Source organism: Nocardioides proteolyticus, assembly GCF_051280635.3.
Taxonomy (GTDB): Bacteria; Actinomycetota; Actinomycetes; order Propionibacteriales; family Nocardioidaceae; genus Nocardioides.
In genome coordinates, this window is record NZ_JBNBPO030000008.1 from 94,158 (window position 1) to 116,070 (window position 21,913).

18 protein-coding genes and 1 tRNA gene are annotated in these 21,913 nt (G+C 69.5%); 11 read left to right on the forward strand and 8 right to left on the reverse strand.

Features of this window, described 5'->3' with window-relative positions; genetic code table 11:
* Positions 1 to 2: 2 nt before the first annotated feature.
* Positions 3 to 1,406, forward strand: a complete 1,404-nt coding sequence (locus ACPOLA_RS06825; RefSeq protein WP_435769658.1) for a HupE/UreJ family protein — start codon at positions 3 to 5, stop codon at positions 1,404 to 1,406.
* A gap of 484 nt (positions 1,407 to 1,890) precedes the next feature.
* Here ACPOLA_RS06825 and ACPOLA_RS06830 read toward each other — a convergent pair whose 3' ends face one another.
* The gene (locus tag ACPOLA_RS06830; RefSeq protein WP_435769659.1) at positions 1,891 to 2,289 is read right to left on the reverse strand and encodes a hypothetical protein; all 399 of its coding nucleotides are present in this window, start codon (positions 2,287 to 2,289) and stop codon (positions 1,891 to 1,893) included.
* 119 nt (positions 2,290 to 2,408) lie between these two features.
* On the opposite strand from ACPOLA_RS06830, the gene ACPOLA_RS06835 reads away from it, so the two are divergent.
* Complete coding sequence (locus ACPOLA_RS06835; RefSeq protein ID WP_435769660.1) at positions 2,409 to 2,705, forward strand: helix-turn-helix domain-containing protein; 297 nt, start codon at positions 2,409 to 2,411, stop codon at positions 2,703 to 2,705.
* A 50-nt stretch (positions 2,706 to 2,755) separates the two neighbouring features.
* On the opposite strand, the gene ACPOLA_RS06840 is transcribed toward ACPOLA_RS06835, so the two are convergent.
* The 4 genes from ACPOLA_RS06840 to ACPOLA_RS06855 form a co-directional block, all read right to left on the reverse strand.
* A complete protein-coding gene (locus ACPOLA_RS06840; RefSeq protein WP_435769661.1) occupies positions 2,756 to 5,452 on the reverse strand; it encodes a phosphoribosyltransferase-like protein in 2,697 nt (898 codons plus the stop codon).
* Between the two features lie 233 nt (positions 5,453 to 5,685).
* Positions 5,686 to 6,384: an ASCH domain-containing protein gene (locus ACPOLA_RS06845; protein WP_435769662.1), complete on the reverse strand. Its 699-nt coding sequence runs from the start codon at positions 6,382 to 6,384 to the stop codon at positions 5,686 to 5,688.
* Entirely contained in the window at positions 6,381 to 8,408 is a 2,028-nt protein-coding gene (locus tag ACPOLA_RS06850) for a GNAT family N-acetyltransferase (RefSeq protein ID WP_435769663.1), read from the reverse strand. Before ACPOLA_RS06850 ends, ACPOLA_RS06845 begins: the two co-directional genes overlap by 4 nt.
* 474 nt (positions 8,409 to 8,882) lie before the next feature.
* Positions 8,883 to 8,966 (reverse strand) — tRNA-Leu (locus ACPOLA_RS06855).
* 189 nt (positions 8,967 to 9,155) lie between these two features.
* Between ACPOLA_RS06855 and ACPOLA_RS06860 the strand changes: the two genes are divergently transcribed.
* The 7 genes from ACPOLA_RS06860 (at position 9,156) to pknB (ending at position 18,473) form a co-directional block, all read left to right on the forward strand.
* Positions 9,156 to 9,893 carry an FHA domain-containing protein gene (locus ACPOLA_RS06860; RefSeq protein ID WP_435769664.1) on the forward strand — a complete coding sequence of 246 codons (738 nt, stop codon included), beginning with the start codon at positions 9,156 to 9,158 and terminating at the stop codon, positions 9,891 to 9,893.
* Positions 9,886 to 10,350, forward strand: coding sequence for an FHA domain-containing protein FhaB/FipA (locus ACPOLA_RS06865; protein WP_435769665.1), 465 nt, complete (start codon positions 9,886 to 9,888; stop codon positions 10,348 to 10,350). Before ACPOLA_RS06860 ends, ACPOLA_RS06865 begins: the two co-directional genes overlap by 8 nt.
* Positions 10,351 to 11,937, forward strand: a complete 1,587-nt coding sequence (locus tag ACPOLA_RS06870) for a PP2C family protein-serine/threonine phosphatase (protein ID WP_435769666.1) — start codon at positions 10,351 to 10,353, stop codon at positions 11,935 to 11,937. It abuts the gene before it with no gap.
* A gap of 12 nt (positions 11,938 to 11,949) precedes the next feature.
* A complete protein-coding gene (locus ACPOLA_RS06875; RefSeq protein ID WP_435769667.1) occupies positions 11,950 to 13,350 on the forward strand; it encodes an FtsW/RodA/SpoVE family cell cycle protein in 1,401 nt (466 codons plus the stop codon).
* A 73-nt stretch (positions 13,351 to 13,423) separates the two neighbouring features.
* The gene (locus ACPOLA_RS06880) at positions 13,424 to 14,935 is read left to right on the forward strand and encodes a peptidoglycan D,D-transpeptidase FtsI family protein (protein WP_435769668.1); all 1,512 of its coding nucleotides are present in this window, start codon (positions 13,424 to 13,426) and stop codon (positions 14,933 to 14,935) included.
* Complete coding sequence (locus tag ACPOLA_RS06885) at positions 14,932 to 16,428, forward strand: protein kinase domain-containing protein (RefSeq protein WP_435769669.1); 1,497 nt, start codon at positions 14,932 to 14,934, stop codon at positions 16,426 to 16,428. Before ACPOLA_RS06880 ends, ACPOLA_RS06885 begins: the two co-directional genes overlap by 4 nt.
* Complete coding sequence (gene pknB, locus ACPOLA_RS06890; RefSeq protein ID WP_435769670.1) at positions 16,425 to 18,473, forward strand: Stk1 family PASTA domain-containing Ser/Thr kinase; 2,049 nt, start codon at positions 16,425 to 16,427, stop codon at positions 18,471 to 18,473. The genes ACPOLA_RS06885 and pknB overlap by 4 nt, the downstream gene beginning before the upstream one ends.
* On the opposite strand, the gene ACPOLA_RS06895 is transcribed toward pknB, so the two are convergent.
* A complete protein-coding gene (locus tag ACPOLA_RS06895) occupies positions 18,382 to 19,179 on the reverse strand; it encodes a DUF881 domain-containing protein (protein WP_435769671.1) in 798 nt (265 codons plus the stop codon). The genes pknB and ACPOLA_RS06895 overlap by 92 nt on opposite strands.
* 91 nt (positions 19,180 to 19,270) lie before the next feature.
* Between ACPOLA_RS06895 and ACPOLA_RS06900 the strand changes: the two genes are divergently transcribed.
* Positions 19,271 to 19,786, forward strand: a complete 516-nt coding sequence (locus ACPOLA_RS06900) for a cell division protein CrgA (protein WP_435769672.1) — start codon at positions 19,271 to 19,273, stop codon at positions 19,784 to 19,786.
* A 149-nt stretch (positions 19,787 to 19,935) separates the two neighbouring features.
* On the opposite strand, the gene ACPOLA_RS06905 is transcribed toward ACPOLA_RS06900, so the two are convergent.
* Together ACPOLA_RS06905 and ACPOLA_RS06910 are read right to left on the reverse strand one after the other, a co-directional pair.
* On the reverse strand, positions 19,936 to 20,856 hold the full coding sequence (locus tag ACPOLA_RS06905; RefSeq protein WP_435769673.1) for a rhomboid family intramembrane serine protease: 921 nt from the start codon (positions 20,854 to 20,856) through the stop codon (positions 19,936 to 19,938).
* A gap of 22 nt (positions 20,857 to 20,878) precedes the next feature.
* Entirely contained in the window at positions 20,879 to 21,388 is a 510-nt protein-coding gene (locus tag ACPOLA_RS06910; RefSeq protein ID WP_435769674.1) for a peptidylprolyl isomerase, read from the reverse strand.
* Positions 21,389 to 21,526: 138 nt separating this feature from the next.
* Between ACPOLA_RS06910 and ACPOLA_RS06915 the strand changes: the two genes are divergently transcribed.
* The gene (locus tag ACPOLA_RS06915; RefSeq protein WP_435769675.1) at positions 21,527 to 21,910 is read left to right on the forward strand and encodes a hypothetical protein; all 384 of its coding nucleotides are present in this window, start codon (positions 21,527 to 21,529) and stop codon (positions 21,908 to 21,910) included.
* Positions 21,911 to 21,913 lie beyond the last annotated feature (3 nt).

Here is a 21,913-nt window from a genome sequence, read left to right on the forward strand (position 1 = left end):
CCGTGGCCGGCGCGCTCCGCCGGCTGGCACTCGCGGGGGGAGCCGCGGCCGCAGCGGCCGTGGCTCTCCTCCCCTCGCCTGCCGACGCGCACAACCTCGACAGCAGCACCCTCTCGGTCCACGCCAGCGACGACGGCACGGACGCCACGATCAGCATCGCCCTCGAGACGCTCGACCAGGCACTCGGCACCGAGTACAGAAGCAGCGACATCGCGTCGTACTCCGACGAGCTCACCGCCTACCTCGCCGACCACCTCGCCGTCACCCGCGACGACGGGACTGAATGGACCGAGACCTTCACCGACGTCACGCGCGAGACGGTCGACGGCATCGACTCGATCAACGTCGAGGTCAGCCTCGACCCCGGTACCGCAGACACCTCGTCCTTCGACATGACTTACGACGCCGTCATCGAGGCCCTGCCCGACCACGAGGCCGTCGTCGTCCTCACCGACGCCAGCGGCGACATCTCGACCCCCGGCGTCCTCACCTCCTCCGACACCACCCTCACCATCGGCTCCGGCAGCTCGGACACCGCCGACGCCTCGACAGGGCTCGTCGACATGATCGGTTACGGGTTCCACCACGTGCTGGAGGGCGCCGACCACCTGCTCTTCGTGGTCGCACTCCTGCTCACCGCGCCCGTCGCCTACGCGGCCGGACGCTGGCAGCCCCGCCCGCGCATCTCGGCGACCCTGCGCGACGTGGTCGGCGTCGTGACGGCATTCACCGTCGGACACTCCGCGACACTCATCGCCTCCGCGCTGGGCTGGGTGAACGTGCCCTCGCAGGCGGTGGAGATCCTGATCGCGCTGTCGGTCGCCGTGGCCGCCGTCCACGCCGTCCGGCCACTGGTGCGCGCCGGGGAACGGATGATCGCCCTGGGCTTCGGCCTCGTGCATGGTCTCGCGTTCGCCGGAATCCTCGGCGACCTCGGCCTGTCCGGGTCGACGTCGATCGCGATGCTCCTGGCGTTCAACGTGGGCGTCGAGCTCGCACAGCTCACCGCGACGCTGGCGCTCTTCCCCTCCCTCTACCTCCTGGCCCGCACCCGGCTCTACCCGGCCGTCCGGTTCGTCCTCGGCGCCCTCGCGGGACTGGCAGCCGCGGGCTGGCTCGTCGAACGGCTCGGCCTCCTCGCCAATCCGCTCGGCGCGGTCGAGGACGCAGCCATCGCCCACTCCTGGCATGTCGCGCTCGGCCTCGGGCTCATTGCCGCGCTCGCAACGGTCGGTGCGACCCGGACCGACAGACCGAACATCGCGAGGCGTGTAGGGCCGCAGGCGCACAAGGTGGCCAAACGAGACATCCCCGATCGGCCGAGCATGCTCAGCGAGCGTGCCGCGTCGTGCAACTCCCGGCGGACGGTGCGCCCCCAGGGGTGCACGGCGGCCGAAAGACCCTAGTCAGAAAGTTGTCGCGGATTGATCGCCCGCACTCACCGCTGCTACTTAGGTGACTGAGACCAGCACTCACACGCAGATGAGGAGGAGCACGCCGCAGCCACGGCGCCAACCGAACAACGCAAGGCACCTTCGCCCCCGCGATCCGACCTCGGCCGGAATCGACGAAGCCCCGGATCTGAGACCCGGGGCCTGTCACGACGTGCGCGAGGGGGGAGTTGAACCGTAGGAACGCCACGCTCAACCCCGCGTGAACCACGGTCGTGAGCGTGAAACCGGTGTCCCGTTGCCTCCGGTTGCCTCCCGTTACCTCGGGGGCGTGCACCCCAGGGGTGCACCAGCCGTTCTTGAGTTGCACCAGCTTGACGGCCGGCACCTACACCTTAGGTGAGACGAAACGTGCCCGTACGACGGATCGGTGTTCAGCGACTCTCACGGCGAGACCTCCACCGGAGATGGACCGAAAATCGGGGGCAGGACAATCGAATTAGGCGGTTGCGGTCTCGGCCGCGATGAAGACCTCCGCAAGGCTGCGGTGCAGGGCGGGGCCGCCCGGGAGACGTTCAAGCAGCTCCTCGGCGGACCGTTCGTCCATCTTGATGCGCATCTTGACGAACTCTGGGTTGTCCAGTCCGACGAGCTTCCGCTGAACTGCGGTCGTGACTGCCTGTCCGATGACGGGACTGTCCTGGTGGAGTGGGTCGAGGTGGACGACGAAGCGGACGTCGAGGTCCTCGTCGTCTGCCTTCTTGACGAGCTCGTCGTAGGAAGCCTTGATGCCCTGGTAGAAGCGATCTTCGCGCATTGAGATCGTGGCGAAGCCTTTCAGCTTGCATGCTGCGATCACACCGCTCATGAAGTCGTCGACCGTGATGTCTGTGGTCACGAAGCCATCCTGACTGGTAGCGCCGACAATCGGCTGATCGACGCTGAGCGCTCCATGGGGCCATGGTACCGCTCAACCCTGTTTGTGTAGTGGTACGTTCGTACTGGTACGTTTGTACGATGCCACGCGGGTCGACGTTGTCCCATGGCGAGGTCTTGGGACGCGCTTTGGGTCGCCTCGTAGCGGACGCTCGACGGCAGCGACGTCTGTCGCAAGAGGCGGTCGCTCGATCCGCGGGCATCTCGATCGAGACGCTTCGAAAGTTGGAGCAAGGCAAGCGGACGGGTCCAGATCTGTTCACAGTGGCGGGGATCGCGCGATCGCTCGATCTGTCGCTCGATCTGTTGCTGGCAAGGGTGTACGAGGTGACGGCGGATGACGCATCTGCGCCTGACGCGTCTAGCGTCGACGACTGACGCTCCGCCTGTCAGCGCAATCCTCAGAGGATTGGCTTGGTCTGAGTGGATCACCTCTTGGTCCGCCGCTGAAGAAGTGGACGCCACTGGGGACCGGCCGCCCACAGAACGGTGAGACTGGCGGTAGGCGTGTTGAACGGGCCGGTGAGGAGCAGACCTTTGTTGCCGAAGCCAAAGACTCGCTGATCGATCCAGTCGTCGTCTCGCTCCTTGCCGTTGTGGTGCCGCAACGCCTCGGTGGCGTGCTGCCTCACGAACTCTTCGAAGTGCTCCCGCTCGCCAGGCTCCAGAACGGTCTCGAGTGTTGGGATGTCGTCTTCGTTGATGCCAACTCTCACCTTGACGTCGAGCCCGATGGCCTTGGCCGCTTGTTCGAGTTTTTGTGCTCCGTCTCGGGTGCCAGCGGCGAATACGAATGCAAGCGGCCTGTTGCGAAGTTGCTCCTTGAGCAGATCCGACAACTCTTCGCGCTCTTCGTCTAGTCCTTCGGTCCTCTCTGCACCCATCCATGCCTGGACGATGTCTGTTGCTTGGCGGCCGGTACCAATGAAGTCGTCGACGAACAGGATGGGGGCATCCCGGGCCACTGCTTCTCCCACCGAACCGATTGCCAGGCCGCCCTCCTCAGCAACATCGCCCAAGAAGTAGGTGAGAACAGCACTCGAGTCTTTCGCGGTACCGAGCGGGGCGCACGAAGCCCCATGGAACTCCTGCTCGTCGTCCAAGAACGCACGGACGGCACGAGCAACGTCGACCCGACCGATGAGTTTGATGGCCTCGAGGACTTTCAGGGCGGAGCCAACGAGACGGTCGTCGCCGAACGCGAACTGTCGGACGAAATTCTCCACCTGGGCCTTGCCCACCGTTCCTGACGGTCCGAGGTCTCGTGCGGCGTCGGTCGAGCGGGCGGGTCCCCAGTAGCCTTGCAGTTTCTCTGCGATGGTCCGAACACGGTCAGGAAAGTCAGCTTGGGACAAGATGGCTGGACGAGCGCGCAACTCGGGCGAGCGACCGTCGAACCATCCCGTGGCTTCCAGACGCCGCCGCAAGTCGTCGAGTACGTCGTGCTTCTGCTTGGCGTAATTGATCATCGAGGACGGGATGCGAACGTCGTAATGTTCGAGCAAGACGGTCTGCGCAGCGATGAAGACCGCGGGCGCGAGTTGCGGAAGGCAGAAGAGGTGGCCTACGTCTCGAGTGGCGATGTAGGCGTCGCTCCAAGGCGTGGTCTCGGCTGCATCTTCTGAGCCACGCGTGATTTTGCCGTCGGACTCGATCAGCTGCGCATTGCCGGTGTCTTGGTGCCGAGGCGCCGGCTTTGGTGGGCTCAACAGGATGTAGGACGCCAGTTGATCAATCGGCATGGGAACTGGGTCGCCGACCGCCTCGAGGATCTCGACGACCAGTCGTCGAACCTCAGTGAGGAAGCGTTCCGAGGCCTCGGCCGAGTTGGCGTCGACTAGGAAGCGCTGTAGACCGTCCTGCTGCTGATGGTCATGTCGATAGTCGTCGTCGGTCATAGTGGACGCGAACGCGAATCCTCGAGCGAACAGCGATCGGTGCCGCACTCGCCGTGACAGATCCAAGATCGTTTCGACCGTCTGTTGGTCCTCTTGGCCTAACTGTCGTCCAGCGGCGGTTTCGATGCCATTGTGGTCGAGTGTCAGCAGTTCGTCGTCGGTGAGGCTATAGAGCAGCATCGCCGGGTGTGTGTCTGACAAGGAGCAGATCAAGCGCATGATCTCGAAGATCATGGCCTCGATGGTTCGGACCTTCTGGTGTCGGTAGACCTTGTCGAAGAGCAGCGTTCGCGCGATGGCGATCTCGTCCAGTGTTCGGCTTCCTGAGGCAGCGATGCCGGTAACGATGTAACCGCCGGGGCGGTCTCGCGCGCCCTGCTTAAGGGGTGCTGGCATGCGTTCCCGATCAACCCTCGTGGCACGTAACTTCTGGATGAGTCGAGGTATGTCAGTCACGTTGGGGACCCCGCACATGTAGGCGTCGCGGGCGAGGTAGTCGAGCTTGTCGGCGTCGAAGGGACCGCTGATGAACTCGTGAAGCAGAAGCGCTTCGTTGTCCAGCGGCATCCCAAGGATCATCTGCTGCATGTTCTCGACCAGGTTTGTCGGTTGCGGCACTCTGGTCGCGTCGTACGCGGCTGCGAGGAGCGTCGAGAACGCGGGTGACCCGATCATGTAGAACGCCGCCATCTCGGAGAGTTGGCATGTGTCTGCCCTGCGGCGCTCGTTCTGGAACAGAAGCTGGAGATCGTTGCACTGCCGGTTGCCCGCGAGCGCATACTCCGAGACGTGCGACATGAAGCCATGACCGATGTCGTGACAGAGAGCGGCCAGTCGTAGGGTCTGCTCCATCTCGGGCTTGATGACTTCGGACGGCCCAGACTCGCCAGGATTGCTGAGTCCGCGTTCGTTGACGCTGGTGATCATCTGTTGCGTTTGGTGAACAACGCCCAGGCTGTGTTCAAGTCGCGTGTGTGTAGCGGCCGGGTAGACGAAGTGGACGACCCCGAGTTGTTTGACCCGTCGTAGCCTCTGCAGCAGTGGGCTGTCGAGGATCACCACCTCGTGGGGGCGCAGGAAGGTCGTTCCCCAGACAGCGTCGTTGAACTCTTTCGTGCGCGGCGCTTTCGGCGAGTCGGAGATCTCAGCTATGTAGGACTCGAGCTCGCGGCTGCAATATTCTTCGATGCGTCTCTTGTGATCGTGCAGGTCCGACAACGACGGCATGCGGCTGACAATAGGTCGAACCGCATCCAAATGTGTGTCACGTGCGCCCAGCAAGAACCGTGAACTCTTGCGGCATGGGTGTACGTCGATGACGCTGACTCAGAGGAGGACCGCGAGGTCGTCGAAGTGGCGTGGGACGGCATCGAGTCTTGGCGGACCTGGCTGGAGGCATCAGGCCTCGAGGTTCCTCCGGATCTCAACAAGCGTTAGGACCTGCATGCCGGCGTCGCCGTTCAGTCGAGATCTGGACGAGGAGCCGAGCGTCGCCGGCCGCGCATGCCGGCCTCGCCCGCTCCGACTCCGCCCAGACTGAGGCAGCGGACGGTGTCGGCCAGACGCAGCAACGGCCGACTCCGTTTCGTAGTTGCTTCGCCGAGCCCCAGATCTCGGAATGCGATGGGGACGTTCAGGGACCACGACATCGACCTGCGCCTAGGTAGTCGGCGCTCAGTCGAAGACAGTCCGAGTGCGTCGAGCAGCTGTCCGGCGATCTGACGTTCGACGTACCGCCACGACTGCGGCGGCTCCAGTCCGAATTCCCGCAAGCGGCTCAGTGAGACCTCCTCACCGCTGCGGCGCGGATGTGTCAGTTCAAGCGCCGAAGCGGTCTCGCTTCCTTTGAAGTACTCGTTGAACTCGGCTCGGGTGACCCCGGAGGTACCCCCGAACTTCTTCCAAATATCGTCCGGCGTCGAGGTGTGGACTTCCTTGAGCTGAGCCACCCCAAGGACGGCCTTAGCCGCTCCGGACCCATAGATGATGACGAAGTCCGGTTGGTCGCGCGGTGGTTTGCGACGCAGTTCCACCGTCTTCGTTCCGTCGAGGATCGCCTTAGCGAACCGGGGTTGGATCGACAGCAGCAGACCGAAGCGTTCATCGTCAGAGCCACCGGCATTGTGGTCATTGCCGGCCGGGCGGCGAGGGCTCCTCATCCCGGTGCGCCCTCCTCGTAGACACGGAAGAAGTCTTCCTCATCGATTTCTCGTGGTGAAGGTAGCGGTTCCATCCGATGATTAATCGCACGCAGGCGACCCAGGGACACCGGGCGCGTGAAGGACTCCGTGTCCCCGAACCTGACGGCCATCGCCTTCCCGCGCTTGGCCTGCTTCTCGATCTGCGCGACACCGAGTACGCCCAGGTGCCGGAACCGACCGTGTAGCGTGGCCGGGTCGGCGACAACCACCTGGTCCAGTCGCGAGGATGCGACGACTCGCCTCTCACCGCTGACGTACCAAAGGACCCGTCCGGGTGCTTCCAGGACTGGAGGCGAGGGCGCCCGGTAGTACACGTGCTGACGGGACAGCCCGAGAACCGGATCGCTGTCCCACAGCCCAGCATCACGTCCCAGCAGTGCGTCGGCAGGGGCAGGACGGATCGGGACCAGGAAGCACTTCAGCCCGGCGTCACGTACCTTCAGCGGCCAGTGCGACCTTTCCAACCCGACAAGCACCCGTGCGGCGGGCACCGAGCCGTCTTCGGCCGGCACCGTCCCGAGACGCGCAGCGACTTCTGTCCAGGGCAGCACACCAGTGATCACGGCGGCGACCCAGTCATCACCGCACTGCTGGAATCCACATTCGGGTAGTGCGCGCGACACCGCGGGGCTCAGGTATCGGTCGTGGACCACAATCCGGTCGGCGCCCGCCAAGACAGCTTCTTGCCGGAGGAGGTGGATGAGCTGGTTCGCCAGCGTCCGGGCGAGCGGGGAGCTGACCACGCGGAAGAAGGAAACTGCCAACTCATCTCCGACAATGGCGAAGAAGACCGCGGCCGCGACCGAGCCGTCCGGGCCCCGGACGACGCGTCGGGAACCGGACCGGCCAGCTTCCTGTGCGGCAGAACGCAGTACTACCTTGAACTGGGTGCGGCGTTCGTTGGCTCCGTGGTTGAGCAGCGGCCGCAGTTCGTCGTCGATCCGGGCATCGCCTTCGGCAACCGTGAACCCGGTGTCCCGCAGCCGCACCGGTGAGTAGCTGGCCGCGTCACGGATCTCGTCGAGGTGGACGATCAGGTCGGCCGGCGTTGAGATCCACAGGTCGGTGAACGGTGCTGCGGCAGCGGCCAGCAAGCGGACGACATTCTCGTCGCGTGTCACGAACGCTTCGGCCCCGCCAGCGGCCGCCTGTGCGACGAGCTCTGCGTCATTGCGCAGGGACGCGTCACGGGTGAGGTCGTCTGCCGGCAAGCCTTCGACGATCTGTGCGGTGAGTTCGACTGCCGGGTCCGGGCCATCTGCGGGTGGGCGTCCGATGATGTGGTACGACGCGTGCGCCGTGCCTAGTAGCCGTTGGCGCAGGGCGGCGTCGTCGATCGCGTTGAACTCGAGTAGGTTGCCGGGGGTGAGGACGAGCTCGATGTCGTCGGCGAGCCAGTCCGCGGTGAGCGCCCGGGACTGCTCTGCGCGCTCTCCTCTGCCCTCCTCGTGCAGGTCTCGGAAGACGTTTGTGTCCATCGCGACAGTCACCCGGGCAGACTCGGCGTCTAGCGAGGAGAAGAGGTCGTCGTGCCCGTGGTCTCGCCACCATGCGGTGAGCAGGTGACCCTCCCTGCTCCGGCCCGGCGCGTTCGACCGGACCTCGAATCCCAATCGTGGCCACGCGTTGGTGGCCGGCCAGTCTCGGCGACACCGCAAGGCGATGCCTTCTCGGTCCGCGTGGAGCCTGCTCAGCTCGTCGACTAGCAGTTTGGCGATCCCCTGGCGGCGATGAGCCGGGTCGACGCACAGCTGGACGAGCGTCACCCGGGTCTTGGGGAGCCTGAAAATCATGTAGCCGAGAAGGTCTTCGCCTCGGAGGGCGACCAGGATCAAGCGCTTCGCCACATACTCGACGTAGGCCGGCGGCGGGAGCATTCCGAGCCACCGCTTGTGCCGCTCCGCAAGGTTGAACACCTTGGCGAGCAACTTGTCCTCGGCAGGATCGAGCAGGCGAACCACTACGGGCTGCGCGTTGCTCATCCGACCTGACCCTCTCCAGTGCGTACCCGGCATTGTTTCAGCCCGGGTTCGACCGACCGGGAGTTTTACCCGCGGTAGCACCGCGTAACTTCGCAGCGAGTCCTGCGGCCCGCTATCAGGACTGGAGGCGCTCGCCGGCCTGACCAAGGCCGTCATGCCCGCTCCCACCGGCAACGGTCTGTCCGGGGCGATCGACAGGCCCGACGAGGCATTGACCACCCGGAGGCCGCGACCCGCCCCGTGCACCCCAGGGGTGCACGGCAGTCGAAAGTTCGCGATTCGTTCCAGAAAGTTGCCGCGGATTGATCGCCCGCGCGCTCGGCCGCGACTTAGGTGACTGAGACGAGCACCCCGACCGACAATAGGAGGACCGCGCCGCGGCATCGGCGACAACCGCATATCGCGGACACACCCGACGGGCGACTCCTAAATGGAGGAAGCCCCGGATCCGAGGATCCGGGGCCCCATCTCACGTGCGCGAGGGGGGAGTTGAACCCCCACGCCCTCTCGGGCACACGGACCTGAACCGTGCGCGTCTGCCTATTCCGCCACTCGCGCGTGAAGCCCGGCAAGGCTATCCCAGGCCGTGGCTCGCGCCCAAACCGGCGCCCGACCCACGGGGTCCCCGGCGCCGGTGGGTCCCACCGATACGATCGACACGCCCGGTGGGTCCGGGTGGGCGGCGCTGCCCCGGCGTGGCTGCCCTGTGTCGACACCCCAGCAGCACAGCGGAGAGGAGGCCGACCCGTGGGAGGACTGCAACGCTTCGAGCAGAAGCTGGAGCAGGCGATCTCGGGGGTCTTCGCCCGCACGTTCCGCAGTGCCGTGCAGCCGGTGGAGATCGCCGCGGCGCTTCAGCGCGAGCTGGACAACAAGGCTCAGGTGCTGTCGCGGCAGCGCCGGCTGGTGCCCAACAGCTTCGTCGTCGAGCTGTCGGCGGGCGACCTCGAGCGGCTGGCGCCGTACGACTCGACGCTGGAGTCCGAGCTCGGCGAGCAGCTGCAGGACCACGCCGACCTGCAGAGCTATGTCTTCCCGGGTCCGGTCCGGATCGCCTTCGAGGCGGCCGACGACCTCAGCACCGGCCGGTTCCGCGTCCGGAGCAAGGCGGAGGCCGCGGTGACCGGGCACAGCCGGGCCCGCGGCGGCCAGCGCACGCGCGCCGTCCTGGAGGTCAATGGCACCCAGCACCCGCTCCAGCCCCCGGGCCTGGTGGTGGGGCGCGGGAGCGAGGCCGACATCCGGATCCACGACCCCGGCGTCAGCCGCCGGCACGCGGAGTTCCTGATCACCACCGAGCGGACGCCCGGCCGCGCGCCCGGCGACGGTCCGGTCCAGGTGGAGGTGCACGACATGGGCTCCACCAACGGCATCCGCGTCGACGGGCAGAAGGTGGCCCGCGCCGCGCTGCGCGACGGCTCCCGCGTGCAGGTCGGCCACACCTCGCTCGTCCTGCGCCTGCTCGAGGAGGCGGCCGATGTCTGAGCTGACCCTGTTCCTGGTCCGGATCGCCTACCTGGCGATCCTCTGGATCTTCGTGCTCTCCGCGATCTCGGTCATCCGCTCGGACATGTTCGGCGCGCGGGTGCCGTCGGCCCCGGCGCCGGCCAAGCAGCCGCGGGCGCCGAAGGCCGCCTCGCCGCGGCGCGGCCAGCCCACCCAGGTCGCCGTCGTCCAGGGCGTGAACACCGGCGTCACCGCCGACCTCGCCAACGCGCCGATCCTGATCGGCCGCGGCAACGATGCCGCGATCCGGCTCGACGACGACTACGTGTCGACCCGGCACGCGCGGATCGTCGCCTCCGGCAGCCAGTGGTACGTCGAGGACCTCGGCTCCACCAACGGGACCTACCTCGGCAACCAGCGGATCACCGAGCCCGCGCTGGTCGGGCTCGGCTCCCAGGTGCGCATCGGAAAGACCATCCTGGAGCTGAGGAAGTAGATGACCGACCCTGCCTCCACCGCCTCCCGGGACCCCGACCCGGCGGGCGCCCCTCCCGGCGAGCCGGCCCCGCTCGACGCGACGGCCGTCGAGACGGTGGAGAACCCGCCACCGACCCCCGCCGACCCGGGCGCCGACACCGTCGACGTGCCGGTGCAGCGGGGCGCGCGGCTGCGGCTGCGCTACCACGCGGTCTCCGACGTCGGCCGGGTCCGCAAGGACAACCAGGACTCCGGGTACGCCGGGCCCTGGCTGCTCGCCGTCTGCGACGGGGTCGGCGGGGCCGCCCGCGGCGACATCGCGTCCGCCACCGCGGTCGCCGAGCTGCGGCAGCTGGACGAGCCCCCCGGGTCCGTGGACCTGATGGCGCGGCTCAACGACGGGCTGCACGAGGCGCACGTCTCGATCGGGTCGCAGGTCGACCACGACCCCTCCCTCAACGGCACCAGCACCACCGCGACGGTGGCCCTCTTCGACGGAGGCCGGCTGGCGGTGGGCCACGTCGGCGACTCCCGCGGCTACCTCTACCGCGACGGCGAGCTCTCTCAGCTCACCAACGACCACACCTTCGTGCAGAGCCTGATCGACGAGGGCCGGATCACCGAGGAGGAGGCCCGGGTCCACCCCCACCGCAACCTCATCCTCAAGGCGCTCGACGGGCTGCACGAGGTCGAGCCCGACCTGTTCGCGCTCGAGCTGGTGGCCGGCGACCGCCTGTTCCTGTGCAGCGACGGCGCCTGCGGCGTGCTCGACGACGCCCGGATCGCCGGCATCCTCGCCGGCGGCTCCCCCGAGTTCGCCGCGATCGAGCTGGTCCGCGCGAGCCTCGAGGCCGGCAGCTCCGACAACGTCACGTGCGTGGTGGCCGACGTGGTGAGCGCCGAGGAGGTAGTGGCCGAGGGCTCCGACCTCGCCCCGGAGCCCCAGGTCGTCGGCGCCGCCGCCGACCTCCGCCAGCGCCGCGCCCCGCGGGCCCTGTTCCGCGGACACCGCTCCGGCGACACCGGCGAGCTGGAGCCGGTCACCGCCGAGATCCCCGAGGGCATCGACTACGCCATCCGCGCCGACCCCCCGCTCGACCCGGAGGCCGCGCGCTACGCCCCCCAGCCGCCGCGGCGGTTCACCTGGGCGCGCCGGCTGCTCGGGCTCGCCGTGCTGCTCGGACTGCTGTGGATCGTGCTCGGCGCCGCCTACTGGTGGACCCAGCAGCAGTACTACGTCGGCGACGACGACGGGAAGGTCGCGATCTACCGCGGCGTGCAGGTGCCGGGCCTGTCCAGCGTCTACCGGACCACCGAGCTGTCGGTGGAGGACCTCCCTGAGGTCAAGCAGGACAGCGTCCGCGACGGCATCCCCGCCGACGACTTCCAGGACGCCGCCGACACCGTGCAGCAGCTCGGCGACGAGGTCCGCACCGGGGCCGACGACGAGGGCCTCGGCGAGCCGGAGCCCTCGGAGGACGCCGCCCCGGGCGGCACGGCCGGCGACCTCGGCGGCTCCTCGAGCTCCGAGGGCCCGACGGCGCCCACCGACCCCGCCGACCCCACCGACCCGGCCCAGCCCTTCGACCCCGACGCCAACCCGTGACCGCGCGCTGACATGGCCTCCAACTCCGCCCTGATGGGCTTCGTGCACCGCCGCCGGCGGGGCGCGGAGCTCTTCCTGCTGATCCTGGCCCTGGTGGTCGGGATCGGCGCGTACGCCGCCGTGGGGCTGGGCGTCGAGGGCGAGGTGCCGACCAACCTGATCGGCTACGGCGGCTGGCTCACCGTCCTCGTCGTCGCCGCGCACGTGGCGGTGCGGATCGTGGCGCCGTACGCCGACCCGGTGCTGCTGCCGGTGGTGGCGGCGCTCAACGGGCTCGGCCTGGCGATCATCCACCGCCTCGACCTCGCCAAGGACACGGGCCTCGCCAGCCAGCAGCTCACCTGGATGACGCTCGGGCTCGCCCTGTTCATCGGCACGCTGGTGCTGCTCCCCGACCACCGGCTGCTCGCCCGGTTCACCTACACCTCGGGCCTGGCCGCGATCGTGCTGCTGATCCTGCCGATGCTTCCCGTCATCGGGCAGGAGATCAACGGCGCCCGGATCTGGATCTCGCTCGGCCCGTTCAGCTTCCAGCCCGGCGAGATCGCCAAGGTGCTCCTCGTCATCACCTTCGCCGGCTACCTCGTCGTGCACCGCGACGCGCTCGCGCTCGCCGGTCGCCGGGTGCTCTTCCTCGACCTGCCGCGCGGCCGCGACCTCGGCCCGATCCTGATGATGTGGGTAGTCAGCCTCGGGATCCTGATCCTCCAGCGCGACCTCGGCTCCAGCCTGCTGTTCTTCGGCCTCTTCCTGGTCATGCTGTACGTCGCCACGGAGCGACCCGGCTGGCTGGTGGTCGGCGGGCTGCTGTTCTTCGGCGGCGCTGCGGTCGCCTACCGGCTCTTCGGCCACGTCCAGCAGCGGGTCGAGATCTGGCTCGACCCGTTCGCCGACCCCGACGGCAGCGGCTACCAGCTGGTGCAGGCGCTCTACGGCCTGGCGTGGGGCGGCATGATCGGCCGCGGCTTCGGCGAGGGGATGCCCGAGCGGGTGCCCTACGCCGAGTCCGACTTCATCCTCGCCGCGATCGGCGAGGAGCTCGGCCTGACCGCGGTGATGGCGGTGCTGCTGCTCTACGGGCTCGTTGTCGAGCGCGGTCTCCGCGCGGCACTGATCTCCCGCGACGGGTTCGGCAAGCTCGTCGCGACCGGCCTGGCCGCGATCTTCGCGCTGCAGATCTTCGTCGTCATCGGCGGGGTGACCCGGCTGATCCCGCTCACCGGCCTCACCACGCCGTTCCTGTCCTACGGCGGGTCGTCGCTGGTCGCCAACTGGGTGATCATCGCGATCCTGCTGCGGATCTCCGACCAGGCCCGGCGGCCGCTGCCCGACCTGACGCCGTCCGAGGAGGACCCCGACGAGGCGCAGACCCAGATCGTGAAGGTCCTCCCGCGCGAGGAGGTGGACAGGTGATGCCTGCTCTGCCGGCCGGTCGCCCGGCGGCCGCTGCCGCGCGACGTCCTCGACCTACAGTGGTGATCCCCCGATGAACAAGCCGATCCGAGCCGTCTCGATCTTCTGCATGTTCCTGTTCCTGGCGCTGATGGCCAACGTGACCTACGTGCAGTTCTGGCGGGCGGAGGAGCTCAACACCGACCCGAAGAACGCCCGGGTGGCGGCCGCGGCGTTCAGCCGCGAGCGCGGGCTGATCCTGGTCGGCGACGAGCCGATCGCGCGCAGCGAGCCGGTCGACAACCGGTTCAAGTACCTGCGCACCTACCCCCTCCCGCTGCTCTACGCGCACACCACCGGCTACCTGCAGCTGGGCGCGCAGACCGGGCTCGAGCGCAGCCAGAACGAGATCCTCTCCGGCGAGGACCCGCGGCTGTTCGTCGACCGCCTCGTCGACATGCTGCGCGGCGACACCAACAAGGGCGGCAACGTGGTCACCACGCTGCACCCCGGCGCGCAGCGCGCGGCGTTCCGGGCGCTGCGCGACACGGTCGGCCCGGAGGGCGAGGGCGCCGTGGTCGCCATCCAGCCCAAGACCGGCCGGATCCTCGCCATGGTCTCGATCCCGTCGTACGACCCGAACCTGCTGGCCAGTCACGACCGCGAGGTGCGGCACGAGACCTACGAACGGCTGGAGAGCAACCCCCACCAGCCGCTGCTCAACCGCGCCATCCAGACCCGGCTCTTCCCGGGCTCGACGTTCAAGATCGTCACCGCGGCCGCGGCGATCGAGAACGGCACCTACAGCTACGGCGACCAGGTGCCCTCCGGCGCGACCTGGCAGGCGCCCGGCACGACCGGCTCCCACAACGTCATCGACAACGAGGGACGCACCGGCTGCAGCCCGGCCCAGGTGCCGTTCTCGGTCGCGATGGGCCAGTCCTGCAACACCGCGTTCGCCAAGATGGCGGTCGAGGTGGGTCCGAAGGAGCTGCGGGAGCAGGCCGAGGACTTCGGCTTCAACAGCACCTACCTCGACGACCTGGCCCCGGAGGCGCGCTCGGTCTTCCCCGAGGAGGTGGTCGACGAGATCGACGGCGAGGAGCAGGAGCCCCGCGAGCTCAACGACGCGGAGACCGCCCGGTCGGGCTTCGGCCAGTTCGACGTGCAGGCCACACCGCTGCAGATGGCGATGGTGATGGCGGCGATCGCCAACCGCGGCACGCTGATGAAGCCCTACATCGTGCAGGAGCTCCAGACCGCCGAGTTCGACGTGCTGGAGACCAACGAGCCCGAGGAGGTGCGCGAGGCCGTGTCGCCGCAGACCGCCGACCAGCTCAAGGATCTGCTCGTGGACACCGTCGACCAGGGCACGGCCTCGCCCGCGGCCATCCCCGGGGTCAGCGTCGCCGGCAAGACCGGCACCGCCCAGCGCGGCATCGAGGGGAAGGCGCCGTACGGCTGGTTCGTCTCCTTCGCGCCGGCGGAGGACGCCGAGGTCGCCGTCGCGGTGATGATCCAGGAGGCGCCGGGCAAGAACATCTCGGGTGGCCAGCTCGGCGGCCCGATCGCGAAGGCAGTGATGGAAGCGGTGCTTGCGAAGTGACTGAGTACGCCGACCCGGCCGGCCGCTACCGGCTCGACTCCATGATCGCCACCGGCGGGATGGGGGTGGTGTGGCGTGCCACCGACACCCGCCTCAACCGCCCCGTGGCGGTGAAGGTGCTCAAGACCGAGTACGCCGACGACCCGACCTTCCGCACCCGGTTCGAGGGCGAGGCGCGCAGTGCCGCCGCGCTGCACCACCCCGGGATCGCCGGGATCTACGACTACGGCGCCGGCGAGTCCTCGGCGTCCGCGCCGCCGTACCTGGTGATGGAGCTGGTCGACGGGCAGCCGCTCTCGGCCCTGCTCGCCGACGCCCGCGCGAGCGGCCGCACGCTCGACGCGGCGGTGGTGCAGGACCTGATGGCCCAGGCCTCCGACGCGCTCGGCGCGGCGCACCGGGCCGGCATCGTGCACCGCGACGTCAAGCCCGCCAACCTGCTGGTGACCCCCGACCGCAGGATCAAGATCACCGACTTCGGCATCGCCCGCGCCGCCGACGCGGTCGCGCTGACCCGCACCGGGTCGGTGATGGGCACGCCGCAGTACCTCAGCCCCGAGCAGGCGCGCGGCAACCCGTCGACGCCAGCCTCCGACGTCTACTCGCTGGGCGTCGTGGCCTTCGAGTGCCTCACCGGGCGCCGGCCCTTCGAGAAGGAGACGCCCGTCGCGACCGCGTTGGCGCACCTCCAGGAGCCGGTGCCGACGCTGCCGGAGAGCGTCCCGGCCGACCTCGCGGCGGTGGTGACCCGCGCCCTGGCCAAGGACCCCGCCCAGCGGTACGACGACGGCTCGGCCTTCGCCACCGCGCTCCGCGAGCCCGACGGCGCCGCCGCCGGCCTGCCGACGACACCGGCCGAGGGCGCCACCCAGGTGCTGCCGCCGGTGACGTCCGCGGTCCCGGCCGCCGAGCGGGTGCCGCCGCCGGCCCCGATGGAGCGGCTGACCACCCCGGCGGCGTACGCCGGCACGGAGGACCCCGAGCAGCGGCGCAGGAAGCCGTGGCTGGCCGCGCTGGTGGTGATCCTGCTGGTGGTGGCGGCCATCGTCGTGGCCGCGCTGCTGCTGGGCAACGACGACGATGACCCGGTCGCCGACGACACCGCCACCACCCCAGCGGAGACGGTGACGGAGGAGTCGTCGTCGCCGACGGAGCCCACGACGTCGGCCACGACCGAGGACACCTCGGTCCAGGTCGATGCCAGCGACTACGTCGGCCGCGACTACCGCGAGGTGGAGGACGACCTGTCGGCGCTCGGCCTGCGCGTCACCCTCCAGTCCGAGTCCAACGACGGCTCGCAGCAGCCCGACCGGGTCAGCCGGGTGGAGCCGTCCGGTGCCCTCGAGGAGGGCGACCGGATCACCGTCTACTACTGGGGATCGGCCCCGCCGCCGCCGGAGACCGAACCCACCGAGCCGACGGGTCCGACGGATCCGACCCTGCCCACCGACCTGCCGACGTCCCCCGACGACGGGGAAGGAGACGACGGATGACGACTCCTCCGACCGACCCGCCCTCGTCGGGACGGCCGATGGTCGGTGGCCGCTACGAGCTCGCCGAGCTGCTCGGGCGCGGCGGGATGGCGGAGGTCCGCAAGGGCACCGACACCCGGCTCGGCCGGGTGGTCGCGGTGAAGCGGCTGCGCACCGACCTGGCCAGCGACCCGACCTTCCAGGCGCGGTTCCGGCGCGAGGCCCAGTCGTCGGCGTCGCTGAACCATCCCGCGATCGTCGCCGTCTACGACACCGGTGAGGAGCGCACCACCCACCCCGACGGCACCAGCGAGGTGGTCCCCTACATCGTGATGGAGCACGTCGCCGGCCGCACGCTGCGCGACATCCTCCGCGAGGGGCGCAAGATCCTGCCGGAGCGCGCGCTGGAGATCACCAGCGGCGTGCTGTCGGCGCTCGACTACAGCCACCGCGCCGGGATCATCCACCGCGACATCAAGCCGGGCAACGTGATGCTCACCCCCTCGGGCGACGTCAAGGTGATGGACTTCGGCATCGCCCGGGCGATGAGCGACGCCCAGTCCTCGATGACCCAGACCGCCGCCGTGGTCGGCACCGCCCAGTACCTCTCGCCGGAGCAGGCCCGCGGGGAGACGGTCGACTCGCGCAGCGACGTCTACTCCGCCGGCTGCCTGCTCTACGAGCTGCTGACCGGGCGGCCCCCGTTCGTCGGCGACTCCCCCGTCGCCGTGGCCTACCAGCACGTTCGCGAGCCGGCGGTGCCCCCGTCCCGCCACGACGCCGACCTCACGCCCGAGATCGACGCGATCGTGATGAAGGCGCTCGCCAAGCGGGTCGAGGACCGCTACCAGTCGGCCGGGCAGATGCGCGCCGACATCGAGCGCTACCTCGCCGGCCGGCCGGTCCAGGCGGTCGTGCCGCCGAGTGCGGAGACGCCCACGGTGGCGGCCGCCCCCGCCCCGACCGCCGCCGCCGACTCCGAGACCGCGGTGCGTCCCGCGGTCCCGGCGGCCCGCGACGACGACCCGCGCAACCGGGTCGGCCTGTGGGTGGTGCTCGGGCTGCTGGTGCTCGCGCTGATCGCGACCGCCTACCTGGTGTGGCCCAAGCTCTTCGACACCACGCCGCCGGAGGTGCGCGTGCCGGACGTGTTCCGGATGTCGGAGGAGGACGCGCGCGACGCGATCAGCGACGCCGGGCTCGGGATCGGCACGGTCAGCGTGCGCAACGACGACCAGATCGCCGCGGGCCTGGTGATGGAGCAGGACCCGACCGGTGGTGAGTACGTCCCGCCGGACACCAACGTGAACCTGGTCGTCTCGCTCGGGCCCGGTGAGTTCGCCCTGCCCGACGTGACCAACAAGCTGCGCCGGGCCGCCGTCCGCGAGCTCCGCGACGCCGGCATCCTGCCCCGCAACATCACCGAGACCGAGTGCGACACCGACGAGCCCGAGGGCACGGTCGTCGAGCAGGAGCCGACCGCCGGGACGTCGGTCGACAAGGACGCGACCGTGGAGATCTGCATCTCCGACGGGCAGGAGGCGGTGCCGGACGTGGTCGGCCGCAAGCGGAGCGCCGCGGTCCGCCTGATCGAGGAGGCCGGGTTCAACCCGGTGGTCCGCGAGGCCGCCGCCGACGACGACAGCCAGCCCAAGGGCAGCGTCACCGAGCAGGTGCCCGCGGCCGGCGAGCGGCGCGCCCAGGACAGCGACGTCGTCATCTTCGTCTCCGTCTACGAGGAGCCGCCGGAGCCGGTCGACACCGACGGCGACGGGCTGACCGACGAGCAGGAGGCCGACGAGGGCACCGACCCCGACAACCCCGACAGCGACGGCGACGGGATCGAGGACGGCGCCGAGGTCGAGGACGGCACCGACCCCAACGACCCGCTGGACCCGCTGCCGACGCCCGGCAACGGCAACGGCGGCGACGCGGCCCAGCGGCCCGGCGCGGCGGCGCTGCCGGCGCCGCGGATCAGCCCAGCGGGCGCGCGTACTGCACGTCGACCACGCCGTCGTACGCCGGCGCCTCGACCAGGTCCTCGAGCTCGACCGACCAGCCGATAGCGATCTCGGAGTTCTGGGCGTCGGCGCGGTAGCCGGCGACCAGCGGGTCGGCCTGCACCTCGGTGTAGAGCTGTCCCGGGTCGCCGACCGCCTCGATCACGTAGGGCTGGGGATACGGCACGCCCTGCAGCTGTACGGCGTTGCCCTCGCACTTGATGCCGGTGGTGGAGACGATCCGCTGGCCGGCGATGGTCACCGCGCTCGCGCCGCCGCGCCACAGGGCGTTGACGACGGCCTGGAGGTCCTGCTGGTGCACGACGTAGCGGTTGAGGTCGATCCGGTCCTCCGGGTCGAGCTCGCGGTTGCGGTCGATCGCCTCGTCGAGGACCTCGTCGGGCGAGTCGGACAGGGTGATCGACAACCCGGGCCCCGACCGCGGCACCAGGCCGGCCGGGGCGCGCAGCTCGGCGACCTGGCCCCGGGCCTTGTCCACACGCCCGTCGTCGACGTCGCCGCCGAGCCGGTCCACCTGCGTGGAGAGGGTGTTGAGGCGGTCCTCGAGCTGCTGGTAGTCCTCGCGCTCACCGGCGACCAGGCCGGCGAGGTCGGTGTAGCGACCGGGGCGGAGGTCGTTGCCGTCGCTGTTGGTGGCCGACACGGCGAACAGCGCCCCGCTGAGCAGGCCGACGACGGGCGTGCCGATCCGCCAGGCCAGGGATCGACTGGTACGGCGGCCGGTCGGCCCGCCGGAGTGCGCACCCGTCATACTGACCAGTGTCCCCTACCGGTCGAGGCGATGCCGAACTCTCGCGGCATCGCGCGCGACCGGGACGCACGTCGTGAACGAGGAGCGATCCGTGGCCAAGCTGCCCCGCCTGTCGAAGCGCAAAGCCGACCCGACCGCGTCGGCCTTCGCCGATCCCGACCGTGGCCCGGTGATGAGCGTGCGGTTCGCGCTGGCGCTGCTGCTGATCCTCGGCGGCATCGCGCTGATCGTCTACTACTACTTCGGCGTCCGGCCCACCGACGGCTGGGGCAGCCTCAACGCCGACGGCGAGCCCAACAAGCCCGGCGGGCCGGCGTTCCTGCAGGACCTCGAGGGCAAGAACTACCTGATCGGGTTCATCGCGCTGTTCCTCGGCCTGACCATCTCAGCGCACCCGTCGACGCCGCTGGGCCGCGGTCGCGGTGTCGTGGTCGGCATGCTCGGCTGCTTCCTGCTCGGCCTGCTCTGGATCTGCGTGTTCTACATCTTCCTGACCGGCAACGACCCCAAGGACATCCCGATCTTCAACGACCTCGGCCAGAAGAACCTCTTCGTGGGCATCGCGTTCATGGCCGTCGGGTTCGCCTTCGCAACCCGGTGGGAGTGACCGGCCCGCACGGTCTCCATCCGCTCACAGGCGAGCGCCCGTCGACCCGGTCGGCGGGCGCTCGGCGTTTTCCACAGAGTTGTGCACAGCGGGGGAAAACTACACGCGTGTAGTTCCTCCACATCGGTGGAGAACTCTGGGGAGATCCGCTAGGAGCCCCCGAGCACCAGGGTCCGTGCCACGGTCGCGGCGACCAGCAGCACGGCGAGCACGGCGAGCCCGGCGACCTGCAGCGTCGTACGCCGCTCCCTCGGGGCGAAGACCAGGATCGCCGCGATCAGGGCACCGCCGGCGAGCCCGCCGAGGTGGCCCTGCCAGGAGACGTTGGGGACCGCGAAGGTGATCACCACGTTGATGCCCAGCCACAGCAACAGCCCCTGCACGTAGTCGCCGCGCTTCAGCCCGACCACGAGCAGCGCGCCCAGCAGGCCGAACACCGACCCCGAGGCACCGACCGTGCTGGAGTACTCCGCCGAGAGCCAGTACACCGCCACCGAGGCGGTCAGTCCCGACAGGAGGTACAGGGCCAGGTAGCGCACCCGACCGAGGATCGACTCCAGCTGCGGGCCGAGGACCCAGATCGCCAGCATGTTGAAGCCGAGGTGCAGTGGCTGGACGTGGGTGAACATGCTGGTCAGCAGCTGCCAGTAGGCCCCGTCGCTGACGCCGTACACCCAGCGCGCGGCGTCGTCGGCGGCGCACACCTGCTCGCTGGTGAGGTAGTAGCCGTCACCGGCGCGGCACAGGCCGCGGGCACGCAGCGCGAGCAGCTCGACCAGCCGCGATCCCGAGCCGCCCGCGATGGTGATCGCGATCCAGATCGCCGCGTTGACCACGATCAGCACCAGCGAGGTCGCGCCGGGATTGGCCGAGGGCCTGCCGCCGTACGCGCCCTTGGCCTGGCGCACCGTGCGGCGCCCCTCGGCGACGCAGTCGGGGCACTGGAAGCCGACCGACGCCTCCTGCATGCAGTCCGGGCAGATCGGGCGGTCGCAGCGCTGGCAGCGGATGTAGGTCTCGCGGCCGGGGTGCCGGTAGCAGGTCGGCACCCCGACCGGGGTCTCGCTCACGGGCGGATCACCGGCAGGGGAGTCAGCCCTTGACCTCGACGGACTCGATCACGATCGGCTCCTCCGGGCGGTCCATCCGGCCGGTGGGTACGGCGGCGATGGCGTCGACCACGTCGCGGCCGGCCTGGTCGGCGACCTCGCCGAAGATCGTGTGCTTGAAGTTCAGCCAGGTGGTCGCACCCACGGTGATGAAGAACTGCGAGCCGTTGGTGCCCGGGCCGGCGTTGGCCATGGCCAGCAGGTAGGGCTTGTCGAAGGTGAGCTCGGGGTGCGGCTCGTCCTTGAAGGTGTAGCCCGGGCCGCCGGTGCCGGTGCCGAGCGGGCAGCCGCCCTGGATCATGAAGCCGGGGATGACGCGGTGGAAGGTGAGGCCGTCGTAGAACGGGCCGCTCTTGCCGTTGCCGGCGTCGTAGTCCTTCTCGCCGGTCGCCAGGCCGGTGAAGTTCGCGACCGTCTCCGGAGCGTGGTTGGGGAACAGGTTGACGGTGATGTCGCCCTTGTTCGTCTTCAGGACGGCCTGCGGCTCTGCCATGGGTGAACGCCTCATTCTGCGTGGTGGGTCCAGGAACTCCTCGATCCTACGGGGGCTGTGGCGGGGCCTTGTCCGTGCGTGGTGGGATGGGGAGAGGTCCGCAGCGGACCGCGACTCGTCGGCGAAGGAGTGCTCGGGATGAAGAAGCTCAAGAGGCTGGTGCTGATCAGCGCCCTCGGCGCGGTCGTGGCCGCGGTGGCGCGGAAGATGCAGTCCGGGCAGCCGGGCTCGGGGTCGACCTGGCAGTCGGCCGACGCGGGCGTCGGCTCCGCGGCCGGTGCAGGCGACGGGGCTGGCGACGGGGCAGGCGGTGGGGAGCAGCTGGTCGACAACGCGCCCTCGCCCGCCGGGATGCCGGAGATGCCCGAGCTCCCGGACGAGCCGGTCATGCCCGACGCGGTCGGCCCCCAGGCCCTCGCCATCGACGACCGGCCCGAGGCCCAGCACCCGGAGGCGCTCTCCGTGGACGACGACGCCTCGCCGGGCGACCTGGGCGGGCAGGGCGACCAGCCGCGACCCTGAGGC